Raw genomic sequence first — 14,406 nt, 5'->3', positions numbered from 1 at the left:
ACCCGCCGTCCGGGGCGGCCAGGGTGATCAGCGACGGGAACCGGCCGCTCGACATCCCGGTCCCGGCGAACGTGGCGGGCGGCGCCGACCGAGTGCAGCGCGGGGTCGGACTCGCGCTGTCGAGGTGGTCGGAGGAGTCCCGCGAGGCCGACGCCCAGCGGGCGCACAGGACCACGGGCCGGATCCACTGACCGCCGGCGAGTCCGCGTGAACCGCGTCTCGGTCTTCGTCACCCGATCGGGCTAGTGCGGTACTGTCGGTCCCATGGGGAGTCTCCGCTCACGGGTTCTGGGCTGGGTCGGCCGGCGCTACCTCGCCCGGCAGTCGAAAAAGGGCTTCGACCTCGAGAAGATGTCGGCCATCCTGCCCGATTCGGCGCTGCTGCCGCTGAAGCGGGACGGCCTCGACCCCGTCCCCGCGATGGCCGCGAAGCGGGAGCAAGCGCCGATCGGGAAGCTCGACCTGCCCTTCGGGATGAACGCCTGGCTCGTCACCGGTTACGACGAGGCGAAGGCCGTCCTCGGGAAGGCCACCGGGTTCTCCAGCGACTTCGGCAACCTCGTCGGCAACGCCGGTGTCACCGCCGACCAGAACCCGGGTGGGCTCGGCTTCGCGGACCCGCCGGTGCACACGCGGCTGCGGAAGCTGCTGACGCCGGAGTTCACCATGCGCCGGCTGAACCGGCTCGCCCCGCGCATCGAGGAGATCGTCGCCGCGCAGCTCGACGCGATGGCCGCCACCGACGGGCCGGTCGACCTGTGGCAGGCGTTCGCGCTGCCGATCCCGTCGCTGACCATCTGCGAGCTGCTCGGCGTGTCCTATGAGGACCGCGAGGACTTCCAGCGGCTGAGCACCGCGCGGTTCGACCTCTTCGGCGGCGCCGGCGCCTCGCTCGGTGCGATGTCGGAGTCGCTGACCTACCTGCTGGACATCGTGAAGAAGCAGCGCGAACAGCCCGGCGACGGCCTGCTCGGCATGCTGATCAAGGAACACGGCGACGAGATCGACGACCGCGAGCTGGCCGGCCTGGCCGACGGCGTGCTCACCGGCGGCCTGGAGACCACGGCGAGCATGCTGGCGCTCGGGGCGCTGGTGCTGCTGCGCGACGAAAAGGCGATGGACGCCGTCCGCGGCGACGCCGAGTCCGTGCACCGCTTCGTCGAGGAGCTGCTGCGTTACCTGACCGTGGTCCAGATGGCGTTCCCGCGCTTCGCCAAGGAGGACATGGAAATCGGCGGCGTGCGCATCGCCGAGGGCGACATCGTCCTGGTGTCGCTGTCGGCGGCGGACCGCGACCCGAAGCTCGGCCCGGACATGGAGACCTTCGACGCGACCCGCGAGCCGACGTCGCACCTGGCGTTCAGCTACGGCATCCACCGCTGCATCGGCGCGGAACTGGCCCGGATGGAGCTGCGCACGGCCTACCCCGCCCTGATCCGCCGCTTCCCGAACCTGCGGCTCGCCGTGCCCGAGGACGGGCTTTCCTTCCGCAAGGTGTCCATTGTGTACGGTCTGGACGAGCTGCCGGTGCTGGTGGACTGAGGGGTCAGTGCGGGATGGCCCGCCGCGGCCGGCGCTTGACGCGGTCCCGGTGCGCCTCGATGACCAGCGCGACCTCGGTCGCGGTGTTCGTCGTCGCGAGCTCCGCCAGGTAGCCGACGCCGGCGGCCAACGCCACCAGGTCCGCGGCGAAGTAGACCCCCATCAGCGGGTTCACGAACAGCTCGCTGCCGGCGGTGCGGGTGCTGCCGTGCACGTCTCCGAACTCACCCCGCAGCGCCGCGGCGATCTGCCCCTGGACGATGCTCGGCCGGCTCGGGGTCGCGCGGTTCGCGTCCGCGACGGCGTCGAGGTAGGCCGCCGCCTCCGGGGACGCCGACGGGATCGACAGCGCGCCCAGGTACCCGCCGGCCCGGTCGAGGGCGGCGAGGTTCTCCAGCACGTGCGCGTGGCAGACGCCGTGGAAGGCGTCGATGCCGAAGCCGAGGCTGACGACGATGCGGTCGACACCTTCCAGCGCGGCCACCGCGGCGAGGCTGGCCATGTCCTCTTCCGGCGTGCCGAGCCCGGACTCGTCCCCGCGCAGCAGGATGTCCGTGCCGCCGTCGACGAGCACCACCGCGTCGACGGCGAGCTGCGCGACGAGGGCTTCGTAGGCTTCCCGCAGCGGCCACGCCCCGACGCGGGGGAAGGCGTGGACGACCGGCGGCCACCCCTGCGTGCCGAGCCAGCGGGCGAGGGTCCGTTCGGGGAAGTAGCCGTCGTCGCCCGCGCTGCCGGGCCGCACCCGCGCGACGTCGGGCGCGATCCAGTCGTCGAGTTCGAGCCGGTTCAGGTCGCTGAACGCCAGGTTCGCGAAGTGGACCTCCTTGCCCTGGGCGCGCAGGGCGAAGGCGAGCGGGAGGCCGGCGTAGACGTCGAACCCGCCGCCCGCGCCGGCGATCAGGACCCGCCGGGCCGGTCGAAGGCGGGTGAACAGCGGGGGCTCCGCGAGCGAAAACACGCCGCTATCGTACGGAGGTCTCAGCGGACGCCGCGCGGCCGGAACTGGATGCTGATCCGCGGCCCGGCCGCCCGGTTCGTCTTCGGCACCGCGTGCTCCCAGGTGCGCTGGCACGAGCCGCCCATGACGATCAGGTCACCGTGGCCGAGGGCGTAGCGGTGCGTCTCGCCGCCGCCGCGGGGACGCAGGGCCAGGTGGCGTGCCGTGCCCACCGAGAGGATCGCGACCATCGTGTCGTGGGTGCTGCCGCGGCCGATCGTGTCGCCGTGCCAGGCGACGCTGTCCCGGCCGTCGCGGTAGTAGCACAGGCCCGCCGTGCGGAACGGCTCGCCGAGTTCGCCCGCGTAGAACTCGGTCAGCGCCGCGCGGGCCTCCGCCAGCACGGGGTGGGGGAGCGTCTCCGGTTCGCGGTAGAAGCAGAGCAGCCGCGGGACGTCGACCACGCGGTCGTACATCTTCCGCCGCTCCGCCTGCCACGGGACGCCGGTGACGAGGTCGGCGAACACCTCGTCGGCACCGGCGAGCCAGCCCGGCTGCACGTCGACCCACGCGCCGGAGCCGAGTTCGGTCCGGCGGGGTGCCAGCGCGTGCAGCGTGACGGGGCCGGACTCGCCGAAGAGCGATGCCTGCAGAGCCGGGGTCGTCATGGGTCCGACCGTACACGATGTTCGAACAGATGTTCTACGTGAAACATCGGCCGGACCCGGTGACGTCAGTGCGTGACGGCGTAGACCAGCTTCTGGATGCCGTTGCGGTAGGCCTCGCTCTCGAGCAGTTCCAGGCTCTGCTTGTCCTTGTCGGTCTCGCTGAACAGCCGCTTGCCCGCACCGAGCAGGACCGGGAAGACCAGCAGGTGGTAGCGGTCGATCAGGCCCGCGTCGGCCAGGGCGCGGTTCAGGGTGGCGCTGCCGTTGACGATGATCGGGCCGCCCTCGGTCTCCTTCAGCGCCGAGACCTCGGCCAGCGAGCGCAGGATCGTCGTTTCACCCCAGTTGTCCACCAGGTCGGCCTCGGTGAGGGTGGTCGACACGACGTACTTCGGCATCGCGTTGTACCCCGCGAACTCGGCCGTCATGCCCGGCCAGACCGGCGCGAACGCCTGGTAGCTGATCCGGCCCAGCAGCAGCGCGGTGGCTTCTTCCTGCTCACTGCCCTTGATCGCGTAGGCGGCCGGGTCGAACCCGATGTCCTTGAACGTCCAGCCCGCGTTGCGGTAGCCCGGCTCGCCGCCGGGTGCTTCGACGACGCCGTCGAGCGAGACGAACGAGGTGGAGATCAGGGTGCGCATGCGGTGCTCCTCGGTGGTCGATCCTGCTTCTGCGAGTTCGTCGAACGGGCCGCGCCGGGTTCGACACGGTCCCGCGGAAAACTTCCGGCCTCACCGCGCGGGCGGTGGGCGGGTCTTGTCCGTGACCGCGCGGGTGCGGGCGGATCTCCGGGCGGACGTTCCCGGTCACGCCGGGGGCGCCGCCCAAGCGTCGAGGTCGTCCCAGGCCGAGAGCCGTCGCCCGCTCGTGAAGCGGCGGTGCGCGCCGGTCAGCGGGTCGTCGAAGGCGAGGACCTTGGCCAGCAGCTGCAGGGGTTTCGTGAAGTCCCCCAGGGGTTTCTCGCGCAGCACCGGGTAGAAGTCGTCGCCGAGGATCGGGACGCCGAGGCCGCTCAGGTGCACCCGCAGCTGGTGGGTCCGGCCGGTCGAGGGGACCAGCCGGTACCGGGCCCGGCCGTCGCGGTGGTCGAGCAGTTCGACGTGGGTCTCGGCGTTCGGTTCGCCCGGGACCTCGCGGGCGGCCAGCACGCCGCGGTCCTTGACGATCCGGCTCCGGACGGTCCGGGGGAGCGGCAGCGCCGGGTCGTGGGGCGCGATCGCTTCGTACTCCTTGTGGACCCGCCGGTCGCGGAACAGCGTCTGGTACTTCCCGCGCAGCTCGGGCGTGATCACGAACATCACCAGCCCCGCCGTGACGCGGTCCAGCCGGTGCGCGGGGGCCAGGTGCGGCAGGTCCAGCTCGCGGCGCAGCCGCACGAGCGCCGTCTCCAGGACGTGCTGCCCGCGCGGGATGGTCGCGAGGAAGTGCGGTTTGTCGACGACGAGCAGGTGCTCGTCGCGGTGCACGACGTCGATGGCGAAGGGCACCGGCACTTCGTCCGGCAGGTCGCGGTGGAACCAGATGAACGAGCCGGGCGCATACGGTGCGTCGACGCCGAGCGGGCCGTCGACGCCGTGGATGCGCTCTTCGCGCAGCATTTCCTCGATGCGGCCCGGGGTGACGCGCGGCAGCCGGTCGACGAGGTGCGCCAGCAGCGTGGGCCAGTCGCCGTCGGGCAGTTTGAGCCGGGCGGGGTCCAGCCCGTGGCGGGGCGGGATCGGCGGGCGGAGCTTGCGTCTCATCGTGCCCCGACTGTAGCTAACCCTCCGACAGCTAACCCTCCGACGGCGTCCGGTAGCGCGCGAGGTAGCGGGCGGTCGCCTCGGCGTTCTTCGCTGCGGCGGCCTCGGCGCGGATGCGGCGTCCGGTGTGGTGCGGGAACCCCTGCCGGCCGAGCCGGTGTTCGACGCTCTCCTCCATGTACGCGCACGAATAGAAGTACGCGACGAGGGCGGCCATCAGGACCAGCGAGAGCCGCAGCCAGATCGAGCCGGGCAGCAGCAGCCAGACGGCGCACAGCGGCACGATGCCGATCGAGCGCTGCAGCACGAACCGGGCCCGCCAGTGCTTCGACGTCGCGTCGTGCAACGCCCAGTCGTTGTAGCGCTCGGGCAGCCGCACGCCGACGGCGTAGCCGAACCGGCGAAGCACATTCGGTCGTTCCATGGCTTTGATAGTACACTAACACTTAGTGCCCTAATCATTAGCGCGACCGACGACACAAGTAGGATCGCGACATGATCGACCTGGGCGAGGATCCCCTGAAGCTGGACCGGCAGGTGTGCTTCGCGCTGTCGGTGGCTTCCCGCAGCGTGATCGCGATCTACCGGCCGCTGCTCGAGCCGTACGGCCTGACCCATCCGCAGTACCTGGTGATGCTCGCGCTGTGGGAGCGCTCGCCGCGTTCGGTGAAGGACCTCGGCGCGGCCCTGCGTCACGAACCCGCGACGCTCTCGCCGCTGCTCAAGCGGCTGGAGGCGCTCGGGTACGTGACCCGCAGCCGCAGCCGCACGGACGAACGCCGGCTGACGGTGGAGCTGACCGAAACCGGCCGGGCGCTGCGGGCGGAGGCGGAAAAGATCCCGTACAAGGTGGTCGAGACGCTCGGCATGGACGTGTCCGAGCTGGAAGCCCTGCACGGCGTGCTCACGCGGGTGATCGACGCGACCGCCTGAGGAATTCCCGGCCGTCCGGCGCGTTGCTCCCGGAAAGACTTCCGGGAGGAACCGTGCTGAAGATCAGGATCGGGGTGGCGCCGCCGGCCGGCACCGGGCCGGCGGAGTTCGCCGGGCTGGCGGCCCGGCTGGAGGAAGCCGGCGTCGACTCGCTGTGGCTGTCCGAACTGGTCTACTCGCCCGAAGTCGACCCGATGATCGGCATGGCGCACGCGCTGGCGACGACGTCCCGGCTCAAGGTCGGTACCGGCGTGGCGATCCTGCCCGGCCGGCACCCGGTCCTGGTGGCCAAGCAGCTGCTCACCCTGGCCGGGCTCGCGCCCAAGCGCGTGCTGCCGGTGTTCGGCCTCCGCCCGGCCCGCCCGGCCGAAGCGGACCTGTTCCCGGTGCCGCCCGGCCGCCGCGCGGCGGTGTTCGACGAGTCGCTCGCGCTGCTGCGCCGCCTGCTGGAGGAGGACGAAGTGTCCTTCCACGGCGAGTTCTTCACCGTCGAGGGCGTCCGCCTGGGCGCGCGGCCGCAGAAGCGCCTGGACGTCTGGCTGGGCGGCGCGGCCCCGGCGGCCCTGCACCGCACGGGCCGCCTCGCGGACGGCTGGCTGGGCAGTTTCCAGACGCCGTCGCAGGCCCGCGACGCCCGCATCGCGATCCAGCAGGCCGCGGCGGAGGCGGGCCGCGAGATCGAGGAGGACCACTTCGGCCTCAGCCTGGCGGTGGCGGACCGGGGCCTGCCGGAAGAACTCGCGGCGGCCGCGGCCCGCCGCCGGCCGGGAGTGCCGGTGGCGGACCTGGTGGCGACGAGCTGGCCGGAGGCCCGGCGGTTGCTGGAGCAGCACATCGAAGCGGGGTTGTCGAAGTTCGTGATCCGCCCGGCCCACGGTGATTTCGACGGCTTCCTGGAGAAGTTCCAGGCGGAACTGGTGCCGTTGCAGAACTAGCCGTGGCCGGTCAGAACTCCAGCTGCTCGGTCTTGCGCGGCATGAGCAACAGCGCCCCCACGGACAGGACGGCCACGGCCAGCAAGCCCACGAACACGTAGTGCGTCGCGTCCGCCAGTGCCCCGCGCACGAACACCGCCGCCGCCGAGTCGGCGTTGCCGCCGCCCAGTACCAGGCTCGTCGCGTCCACTGATGGCGGGAGCGGCCCCACGCCGGCCGGCGGGTGGGCGAACCTCGACGCCAGCGTCGCGTTCGCGATCGCGCCGAACACCGCCGCGCCGACCGCGCTGCCCAGTGACCGGCTGAACAGGTTCGTCGCCGTCACCACGCCGCGGCGGTCCCAGCCGACCACCGACTGGATCGCCACCAGCGTCGGGCTCGCCGCCAAACCCAGGCCCACCCCCAGCACGAACGCCGCGAACGCCGCCGACCAGAGCGACGAGCCCGCGCCCAGCAGGGCCACCAGGACGCCGCCGGCGATGATGAACACGCTGCCGATCAGCGCCGTGTCGCGGAAGCCGATGCGCAGGTAGATCTTGCCCGCCAGGGACGCCGAGATCGGCCAGCCGACCGTCAGCGCCGCCACCGCGAACCCGGCCACCAGCGCGCCCGCGCCGAGCACCCCCTGCGCGTACGTCGGCAGGTACGACGTCAGTCCCATCAGGACCGCGCCGACCACGACCGCCACGAGGTTGCCGCCCACCAGCACCCGGCGGGTGAACACCCACAGCGGCAGCACCGGCTCGGCCGCGTGCTTCTCCACCAGCACGAACGCCACCAGCATCGCCGCGCCCGCGACGAAGATCGCCACGCTCGGCAGCGAACCCCACGCCCACGCCACCCCGCCCTCGAGCAGGCCGAGGATGACCAGCGAGCAGCCGACGGTGAGCAGGGCCGCGCCCGGGTAGTCGACCTTGTGCGGCTTGCGCTCCACCCGCTCGGCGAAGTTGCGGTGCAGCATCAGTGCCGCGATCGCGCCCAGCGGCAGGTTGATGAAGAAGATCCAGCGCCAGTCCAGGTACTCGGCGAACACGCCGCCGAGCGTGGGCCCGACCACCGACGCCACCCCCCAGACGCTGGCCACGTAGCCCTGCACCCGCGCGCGTTCCTCCACCGTGTAGAGGTCGCCGATCACCGTCATCGACATCGGCTGGATCGCCCCGGCCCCGATGCCCTGCACCGCGCGGGCGGCGATCAGCACCGGCATGCTCCACGCCGCACCGCAGAGCACCGAGCCGACCAGGAACGCCGCGATCCCGAAGAACATCACCGGACGGCGGCCGAGCACGTCGGCGAACTTGCCGTACAGCGGCACGGTGACGGCCTGGGTGAGCAGGTAGATCGAAAACAGCCACGGGAACTGCGCGAACCCGCCGAGGTCACGCACCACCGACGGCACGGCGGTGGCGATGATCGTGCTGTCCAGCGCCACCAGCGCCGTGCTCAGCATGACCGCGATCAGGACCGGGCCGCGTTCGGACCGGAAACCGACCCCCCTCGTCGTGGCGGCGGGTGTCGTCATCGGCGGGGTGCTCCTCGGGACCGTCATGACCGGAGTCAACTGCTTTGCAGACCTAAGCATTCCATCCCGGACGCACCGGCCCCAGCGAATTTCGCTGTTGGGCAAGATGGACGGGATGAGCGACTGGATCCGGCCGATCGGGTCGGGGTGGGTGGTGCGCGACGCGGTCCCCGGCCCCGACGTCGACGAGTTCGCCGAGCCCGAGCGCGTGATCGCCGCACTGGCCGCGCCCGGTGCCGCCGACAGCCTGCTGGCCGTGCAGCACCCGGCCCGCACGCCCGCGGCACTGGCGCGCGGGCTCGACCTGGCGGCCGCCGTGCCGGTCGCCCGGGCGGTGCTGGAACGCCTCCGCAAGCGGTTCTACCGGCCGGTGCGGAACGTCGTCGCGCCCTACCGGATCGAGGGGCCGGACGGGGTGGCGCTCGGCCTGCTCTGCCTGGTGGACCCGGCGGCGGTGACCGACGACGGCGCCGCGCGCGTCCACCACACCGAGGACGTCTACCCCGACGTCGTGGCCGAGCGGGCGGCGGTGCTGGCCGGGCTGGGGTGCGCGACCAGCGCGGCACTGCTCGTCCCGGCGACCGGTGGCCCGGAGCTGACCGAGCAGGTCGAACAGGCCTGCGCGAGCCTGGGCCTGCCCGATCTGTCCACTTCGGACGCGGGCGGGCGGCGGCACGACCTGTGGTTGGTGCCCGCCGGGCCGCTGCAGCGCCGCCTGCTGGCCGCGGTCGCGGACGCGGACCTGCTGGTCGCCGACGGCAACCACCGGGTGGCCGCCGCGGCGGCGGCCGGCCACGGCGCGCTGCTCGCCCTGGTCACCGCGGGCCCGGCCCTGCGGATCGGCGCGATCCACCGCGTCCTGACCGGCACCGGGCTCGGCCCGGAGGACCTGGTGTCCCGCTGGCGCGCGGCCGGCCTGGACGTGCGGTACGACGAGCACGCCGTGCCGGTCCCCGGCGAGGCCGTGGTGCGCGCCGGCCCGGCGGTGCTGCGGGTCCCGCTCCCGGCCCCGGCCGGTCCGCGCCCGGTGATCGACCACGAGGTCGTCGAGCGGGTCCTGTTCGACGGCGCGCTCGGCATCGACCCCGACGGCCCGTGCGTCCGCCCGCTCCCGGCCGGCCGGCCGCTGCCCCCGGACGCGGACGCGGTGGTGCTGCTGGCCCCGGTGAGCTACGCCGACGTCCTGGCGGTGCACGCGGCCGGCCGCCGGATGCCGCGGAAGGCGACTTACTTCACGCCGAAGCCGCGCAGCGGCCTGGTGCTGGCGCAGCTCGAGCGGGCGGCCGCGTCGATCAGGCGCCCGTGACGCCGTCGATCGCTTCCCGCAGGAAGTCGGCGTGGCCGTTGTGCCGGGCGTACTCGTGGATCATGTGCAGCATCACCAGCCGCAGCGAGACGTCCTCGCCCCAGCGCGGCTGGTGGCCCGTGACGTCCAGGGATTCGGCCGCTTCTTCGATCTTGCGGGATCGCGCCACTTCGGCCTCCCACACCGCGAAGGCCTCCGCGCGCGTCGACGAGCTCGCGTCGTAGGCGGCCTGGTAGTCGCCCTCGGCCGACCACACGAGCGGGACGTCTTCGGCGTCGATCACCCGCCGGAACCACGTGCGCTCGACCTCGGCCATGTGCCGGACGAGGCCGAGCAGGGTCAGCGTCGACGGCGGGCTCGAGGCCCGGCGGAGGTCCTCGTCGGACAGTCCTTCGCACTTCATCGCGAGGGTGGCGCGGTGGAAGTCGAGGAAGGTGCGCAGCATCTCCCGCTCGCCCCCGGTCAGGGGCGGTGCGGGGCGTTCAGTGGTCACGAGGGAGTGTGTATCACGCCCGGCGGTGTCTTTCGCCGAGGAAGTGTCGTACCCGTGTTTTAAGCTCGCGCGGTGGACTTGCCCGTGATGCCGCCGGTGCGGCCGATGCTCGCGAAAGCCGTGCACGAGCTGCCTCGTGACCCGGGGCTGCTGTACGAGCCCAAGTGGGACGGTTTCCGCTGCATCGTGTTCCGCGACGGCGACGAGATCGAGCTCGGCTCCCGCAACGACCGCCCGCTGACCCGGTACTTCCCGGAGCTGGTGGAACTGCTGGCCGCCGCGCTGCCGCCGCGCTGCGTCGTGGACGGCGAGATCGTGCTGGTCACGCCCCAGGGGCTCGACTTCGAGGTGCTGCAGCTGCGGCTGCACCCGGCGGCCTCGCGCGTGCGCAAGCTCGCCGAGGAGACGCCGGCCAGCTTCATCGCCTTCGACCTGCTCGCCCTGGGCGACACCGACCTCACCGGGCAGCCCTTCCGCGAGCGCCGCAAGCAGCTCGAAGGCGTCCTCGGCACCGGCGCCGCAGGGCTGCAGCGGGTCCACCTGACCCCGCTGAGCGAGGATCCGGCGCAGGCCGAAGACTGGTTCACCCGCTTCGAGGGCGCGGGCTTCGACGGCGTCATGGCCAAGCCGGCGGACCTGCCGTACGAGCAGGACAAGCGGGTGATGCTGAAGATCAAGCACGAGCGCACCGCCGACTGCGTCGTCACCGGGTTCCGCTGGCACAAGGACGGCGCCGGCGTCGGCTCGCTGCTGCTCGGGCTGTTCGACGACGAGGGCGTCCTGCACCACGTCGGCGTGGCCAGCAGTTTCACCAAGGCCCGGCGCGCCGAGCTGGTCGAAGAGCTGGCGCCGCTGCGCGAGAACGCGCTCGAGAACCACCCGTGGCGGTCCTGGGCGGAGTCTCATGCCGCCTCCGCGGAGAAGGGCACGTCGGCGGAGCACGAACCCGAGCCGGGGCGGCAACCGGGCGCGAACAGCCGGTGGGCGCCGCAGAAGGACCTGTCGTGGGAGCCGCTGCGCCCGGAGTGGGTGGCGGAGGTCCGCTACGAGCACCTGCAGGGCGGCCGGTTCCGGCACGGCGGGCGGCTGGTCCGGTTCCGGCCCGACCGCACGCCGGAGTCGTGCACGTACGCCCAGCTCGACGAGGCGCCGCCCGCCGAGCTCGCGAAGCTGTTCGGGGAGGCGAGATGAGCGGGGCCGTCCTGCTCGACATCGACGGCGTCGAGGTCAAGATCAGCAGCCCGGACAAGGTCTACTTCCCGGAACGCGGTGAGACGAAGCTGGACCTCGTCGAGTACTACCGGGCGATCTCCGGTCCGCTGCTGGCCCGGCTCGGCGGGCGCCCGCTGCTGCTGGAGCGCTACCCGGACGGCGCCGGCGGCAAGAACTGGTACCAGAAACGCGTCCCGAAGGGCGCGCCGCCGTGGCTGACCACCACCGTCGTCTCGACGCCCAACGGCACGACGAGCGACGCGCTGGTGGCGAAGGACCTGGCCCACATCCTCTGGGCGGTGAACCTGGGCTGCCTCGGCTTCCACGTCTGGCCGTACCTCGCCGACAGTCCAGAGGTCACCGACGAGCTGCGCGTCGACCTCGACCCGTCGCCCGGCATCGGCTTCGACGAGCTGCGCGAAGCCGCGGTGCTCACCCGGGAGTTCCTGGCCGAGCACGGCATCGAGGCGCACCTGAAGACGTCGGGGTCGCGCGGGCTGCACCTGTACGTGATGCTCGAGCCGCGCTGGGACAGCTTCCAGGTCCGGGCCGCCGCGGTCGCGCTGGCGCGGGCCCTCGAACGCCGGCACCCGGAGAAGATCACCGCGCAGTGGTGGAAGGAGGAACGCGGCTCGCGCGTGTTCGTCGACTTCAACCAGAACGCTCCGCACAAGACGGTGTTCGGCACGTGGTGCGTGCGGCCGCGGGCGGGCGGCCAGGTGTCCACGCCGATCGGCTGGGACGAGCTGGACGCCGTCGAGCCCGACACGCTCACGCTGAGCACGGTGCCCGCGCGGGTGGCCGAGCGCGGCGACCCGTGGGCCGGCGCGGGCGAGCGGCCGCAGTCGATCGAGCCGCTGCTGGCGATGTCCGAACAGGACATGGCGGCCGGGCTGATGGACGCGCCGTGGCCCCCGGTCTACCCGAAGATGCCCAACGAGCCGCCGCGGGTGGCACCGAGCCGCGCCAAGAAGGCTTGACGCGGTCCGGAGACTGCCCGGTGGCGTGCGGGTCACGGCGGGCCGAGGCGCCGGTGCAGCTGGCTCCACGCCGTGAGCGCCACGAGCGCGGTCAGGCCGAACACCGCCGCGGACCCCAGGCCCGCCGCCAGCGCGCCCGCCAGGGGTGACGCGACGGTCTGGCCGGCACCGAGCCCGGCGAACGACCACGTGATGCCTCGCGCGGGCCGCGTGGGGGAGAGGCGCGCGGCCCACAGGATGCAGAGCCCGGTCAGCGCCATGTAGGTGATGCCGAAGAGCGCGCTGGAGAGCACGGCCAGCGGCACACCCGGGTCCGGCAGCGCGAGGAGGCCGATGCCCGCCGCGGCGAGTGTCCACGTCGCGAGGTTGACCGTCCGCAGGCCCAGCCGCCCGGCCGCCGGTCCCGCCAGGCCGCCGAGCAGCCCGGCCACGCCGATCGTCGCCCAGCACCAGGTCGCGGCGACCGGGCTCAAGCCGGCTTCGGCGAGCCGGGAGCTGGAGAACGTCCAGTACGGCGCGCTCGTCACCCCGATCAGCACCGAGTCGAGCACGAGCGGAACCGTGCCGCGGACCCGGCCGGGATCCGCCGGGACGTCGGCGCCGCCCGACGGCAGCGTCCGCCACGCCAGCAGCGTCACCACCACGCCGAGGGCGGCGAACGCCGCCCAGACCACCGGCCAGCCGAACGCGAGCAGGGGAGTGAACGCCGAAGCGGCCAGCCCCAGTCCGGTTCCGGTGTTGGCCCAGGTCTGCGCGCGGTCCCGGGTCCGCGCCCCGACCGTCTCGCCGATCAGCTGGGCGACTCCGGGCGAGACGAGCCCGGCGCCGGCCCCGGCGACCACGATCCCCGCGCCGAACACCGTGACGTGCGGTGCGAGGGCCATCAACGCCAGGCCGAGCGTCGCCGCCGCCGCCGCGAGCCGCACGGTGCCGCGCGCCGACCGCGCGGAGGTCTTCGGGGCGAGCAGCAGGCCGAGGCCGTAGCCGGCGGTGGAGAGGCCGCCGAGCACACCGACGCCGACCGTCGTGAGCCCGAACGTCTCGCGGAACCGCGGGACGAACGGGCCGTACGCGTAGCGCGCGAACCCGTAGCAGAGCGCGATGACGACCGCGCCGACCGCGGCCGTGGACCACCAGCGGTCCGTCTTCGTCTGCACCTCCACTTCATCCACCCAACAGACAGGTCTGTCTGGTGTCAAGTGATGCTAAGATTGCCCCAGGTGGAACGCCATACCGAGCTGTTCGGAGGAGACGCTGTGGCCCGGACTCGTCCCGGCGATGCCGGCGCGAAAGTGCTCAAGGCCGCGTCGACGCTGTTCTACCGCGACGGCATCCACGCCGTGGGCGTCGACACGGTGGCGGCCGAGGCCGGGGTGACCAAGGCGGCCCTCTACGGCAACTTCGGGTCGAAGAGCCGGCTCGTCGTCGCGTACCTGCGGGACCGCGACCGGCGGTGGCAGGAGGAGATCGACCGGATCACCGCCGCGCACCCCGATCCGCGGGAGCGGGTGCTGGCGGTCTTCGACGCCTACGAGGCGTGGCTGTCGCGCGACGGCTACCGCGGCTGCGCGTTCCTGAACGCGACCTCGGAGTTCCCCGACCCCGCCGACCCGGTCCGCGAGGTGGTCCGCCACCACAAGACCGCGCTGCACGGTTACCTGCGGGCGCAGCTGCGGCGGGCCGACCCCGGGCGCGCCGGCGTCCTCGCCGACGAGCTGATGCTCCTGCTGGAGGGAGCCGCGGTCACGTCGGTGGTCGCGCAGAGCCCGCAGCCGTTCGAGACGGCGAAGCGGCTCGCGCGGACGTTGACCGCCTAGACCCCGAGGTCGAGGGCGAGCTGGCCGCGGTCTTCGCCGACGCCGGACAGCGTCGCGACGCACGCCGGGCACGGCGTGAGCTCGGACGTGGTCAGGTCCACGGGCTTCCAGCTGCGGGACTCCCGCGCCCCGCAGGCCGAGCGCCGGTACCGCAGGTCGCCGGAGCGGGTCATCAGGTGGGCCAGGGGGACGTCTTCGGGCAGCACGCCGACCAGGTACCAGCGTGGTGCGCTCACCGCGGTGGTCGTCATGGCCGACAGTCTCCGTCGCGGTGGCCCGACCGCCGGGGCATTTGCCGATCTTCGGCGTGGCGGGC

The 14,406-nt window shown here is 72.9% G+C and carries 17 protein-coding genes; 8 read left to right on the top strand and 9 right to left on the bottom strand.

Annotated features, from left to right (window positions below; translation table 11 throughout):
* The first annotated feature begins 23 nt into the window (after nt 1–23).
* Together ACLJOU_RS35650 and ACLJOU_RS35645 are read left to right on the top strand one after the other, a co-directional pair.
* A complete protein-coding gene (locus tag ACLJOU_RS35650) occupies nt 24–191 on the top strand; it encodes a hypothetical protein (RefSeq protein WP_410573667.1) in 168 nt (55 codons plus the stop codon).
* A 73-nt stretch (nt 192–264) separates the two neighbouring features.
* A complete protein-coding gene (locus ACLJOU_RS35645) occupies nt 265–1,542 on the top strand; it encodes a cytochrome P450 (protein WP_410573666.1) in 1,278 nt (425 codons plus the stop codon).
* A 4-nt stretch (nt 1,543–1,546) separates the two neighbouring features.
* Here ACLJOU_RS35645 and ACLJOU_RS35640 read toward each other — a convergent pair whose 3' ends face one another.
* The 5 genes from ACLJOU_RS35640 to ACLJOU_RS35620 all read right to left on the bottom strand — a co-directional run bounded on the left by ACLJOU_RS35640 (nt 1,547) and on the right by ACLJOU_RS35620 (nt 5,301).
* Nucleotides 1,547–2,503 (bottom strand): DUF1152 domain-containing protein, encoded by a 957-nt coding sequence (locus ACLJOU_RS35640; protein ID WP_410573665.1) that lies wholly within the window; start codon nt 2,501–2,503, stop codon nt 1,547–1,549.
* Nucleotides 2,504–2,523: 20 nt separating this feature from the next.
* Nucleotides 2,524–3,150, bottom strand: a complete 627-nt coding sequence (locus tag ACLJOU_RS35635) for an alpha-ketoglutarate-dependent dioxygenase AlkB (protein ID WP_410573664.1) — start codon at nt 3,148–3,150, stop codon at nt 2,524–2,526.
* A gap of 65 nt (nt 3,151–3,215) precedes the next feature.
* Complete coding sequence (locus ACLJOU_RS35630; protein ID WP_410573663.1) at nt 3,216–3,791, bottom strand: dihydrofolate reductase family protein; 576 nt, start codon at nt 3,789–3,791, stop codon at nt 3,216–3,218.
* 165 nt (nt 3,792–3,956) lie between these two features.
* Complete coding sequence (locus ACLJOU_RS35625) at nt 3,957–4,892, bottom strand: RluA family pseudouridine synthase (RefSeq protein WP_410573662.1); 936 nt, start codon at nt 4,890–4,892, stop codon at nt 3,957–3,959.
* Nucleotides 4,893–4,923: 31 nt separating this feature from the next.
* Nucleotides 4,924–5,301 carry a DUF5313 domain-containing protein gene (locus ACLJOU_RS35620; protein ID WP_410573782.1) on the bottom strand — a complete coding sequence of 126 codons (378 nt, stop codon included), beginning with the start codon at nt 5,299–5,301 and terminating at the stop codon, nt 4,924–4,926.
* Between the two features lie 86 nt (nt 5,302–5,387).
* On the opposite strand from ACLJOU_RS35620, the gene ACLJOU_RS35615 reads away from it, so the two are divergent.
* Nucleotides 5,388–5,825, top strand: a complete 438-nt coding sequence (locus ACLJOU_RS35615; protein ID WP_410573661.1) for a MarR family winged helix-turn-helix transcriptional regulator — start codon at nt 5,388–5,390, stop codon at nt 5,823–5,825.
* A gap of 53 nt (nt 5,826–5,878) precedes the next feature.
* Nucleotides 5,879–6,760, top strand: coding sequence for a TIGR03854 family LLM class F420-dependent oxidoreductase (locus ACLJOU_RS35610; protein WP_410573660.1), 882 nt, complete (start codon nt 5,879–5,881; stop codon nt 6,758–6,760).
* A 10-nt stretch (nt 6,761–6,770) separates the two neighbouring features.
* On the opposite strand, the gene ACLJOU_RS35605 is transcribed toward ACLJOU_RS35610, so the two are convergent.
* Nucleotides 6,771–8,282 (bottom strand): MDR family MFS transporter, encoded by a 1,512-nt coding sequence (locus tag ACLJOU_RS35605; RefSeq protein ID WP_410573659.1) that lies wholly within the window; start codon nt 8,280–8,282, stop codon nt 6,771–6,773.
* 115 nt (nt 8,283–8,397) lie between these two features.
* On the opposite strand from ACLJOU_RS35605, the gene ACLJOU_RS35600 reads away from it, so the two are divergent.
* Complete coding sequence (locus ACLJOU_RS35600; RefSeq protein WP_410573658.1) at nt 8,398–9,588, top strand: DUF1015 family protein; 1,191 nt, start codon at nt 8,398–8,400, stop codon at nt 9,586–9,588.
* Here ACLJOU_RS35600 and ACLJOU_RS35595 read toward each other — a convergent pair.
* Nucleotides 9,575–10,081 (bottom strand): DinB family protein, encoded by a 507-nt coding sequence (locus ACLJOU_RS35595; protein WP_410573657.1) that lies wholly within the window; start codon nt 10,079–10,081, stop codon nt 9,575–9,577. The two genes, ACLJOU_RS35600 and ACLJOU_RS35595, sit on opposite strands and share 14 nt — an antisense overlap.
* Nucleotides 10,082–10,153: 72 nt before the next feature.
* On the opposite strand from ACLJOU_RS35595, the gene ACLJOU_RS35590 reads away from it, so the two are divergent.
* Both ACLJOU_RS35590 and ligD read left to right on the top strand, forming a co-directional pair.
* Nucleotides 10,154–11,272 (top strand): ATP-dependent DNA ligase, encoded by a 1,119-nt coding sequence (locus ACLJOU_RS35590; RefSeq protein WP_410573656.1) that lies wholly within the window; start codon nt 10,154–10,156, stop codon nt 11,270–11,272.
* The gene (gene ligD, locus ACLJOU_RS35585; RefSeq protein WP_410573655.1) at nt 11,269–12,273 is read left to right on the top strand and encodes a non-homologous end-joining DNA ligase; all 1,005 of its coding nucleotides are present in this window, start codon (nt 11,269–11,271) and stop codon (nt 12,271–12,273) included. The genes ACLJOU_RS35590 and ligD overlap by 4 nt, the downstream gene beginning before the upstream one ends.
* Nucleotides 12,274–12,305: 32 nt before the next feature.
* On the opposite strand, the gene ACLJOU_RS35580 is transcribed toward ligD, so the two are convergent.
* Entirely contained in the window at nt 12,306–13,430 is a 1,125-nt protein-coding gene (locus ACLJOU_RS35580) for an MFS transporter (protein ID WP_410573654.1), read from the bottom strand.
* A 99-nt stretch (nt 13,431–13,529) separates the two neighbouring features.
* On the opposite strand from ACLJOU_RS35580, the gene ACLJOU_RS35575 reads away from it, so the two are divergent.
* Complete coding sequence (locus tag ACLJOU_RS35575; protein WP_410573653.1) at nt 13,530–14,090, top strand: TetR/AcrR family transcriptional regulator; 561 nt, start codon at nt 13,530–13,532, stop codon at nt 14,088–14,090.
* Here ACLJOU_RS35575 and ACLJOU_RS35570 read toward each other — a convergent pair.
* Nucleotides 14,087–14,341: a hypothetical protein gene (locus ACLJOU_RS35570; RefSeq protein ID WP_410573652.1), complete on the bottom strand. Its 255-nt coding sequence runs from the start codon at nt 14,339–14,341 to the stop codon at nt 14,087–14,089. The two genes, ACLJOU_RS35575 and ACLJOU_RS35570, sit on opposite strands and share 4 nt — an antisense overlap.
* Nucleotides 14,342–14,406: the final 65 nt, after the last annotated feature.

This window comes from Amycolatopsis sp. cmx-4-61 (assembly GCF_046548775.1).
Classification (GTDB): Bacteria; Actinomycetota; Actinomycetes; order Mycobacteriales; family Pseudonocardiaceae; genus Amycolatopsis.
The sequence above is the reverse complement of the archived record's forward strand: the minus strand, read 5'-3'. Positions and strand labels throughout refer to the sequence as shown.

What these genes read in the sequence shown, in the direction of transcription:
- ACLJOU_RS35645 (WP_410573666.1), top strand. Translation starts at nt 265, where the DNA reads ATGGGGAGTCTCCGCTCACGGGTTCTGGGCTGGGTCGGCCGGCGCTAC.
- ACLJOU_RS35635 (WP_410573664.1), bottom strand. Translation starts at nt 3,150, where the DNA reads ATGACGACCCCGGCTCTGCAGGCATCGCTCTTCGGCGAGTCCGGCCCC.
- ACLJOU_RS35630 (WP_410573663.1), bottom strand. Translation starts at nt 3,791, where the DNA reads ATGCGCACCCTGATCTCCACCTCGTTCGTCTCGCTCGACGGCGTCGTC.
- ACLJOU_RS35625 (WP_410573662.1), bottom strand. Translation starts at nt 4,892, where the DNA reads ATGAGACGCAAGCTCCGCCCGCCGATCCCGCCCCGCCACGGGCTGGAC.
- ACLJOU_RS35615 (WP_410573661.1), top strand. Translation starts at nt 5,388, where the DNA reads ATGATCGACCTGGGCGAGGATCCCCTGAAGCTGGACCGGCAGGTGTGC.
- ACLJOU_RS35605 (WP_410573659.1), bottom strand. Translation starts at nt 8,282, where the DNA reads ATGACGACACCCGCCGCCACGACGAGGGGGGTCGGTTTCCGGTCCGAA.
- ACLJOU_RS35600 (WP_410573658.1), top strand. Translation starts at nt 8,398, where the DNA reads ATGAGCGACTGGATCCGGCCGATCGGGTCGGGGTGGGTGGTGCGCGAC.
- ligD (WP_410573655.1), top strand. Translation starts at nt 11,269, where the DNA reads ATGAGCGGGGCCGTCCTGCTCGACATCGACGGCGTCGAGGTCAAGATC.
- ACLJOU_RS35570 (WP_410573652.1), bottom strand. Translation starts at nt 14,341, where the DNA reads ATGACGACCACCGCGGTGAGCGCACCACGCTGGTACCTGGTCGGCGTG.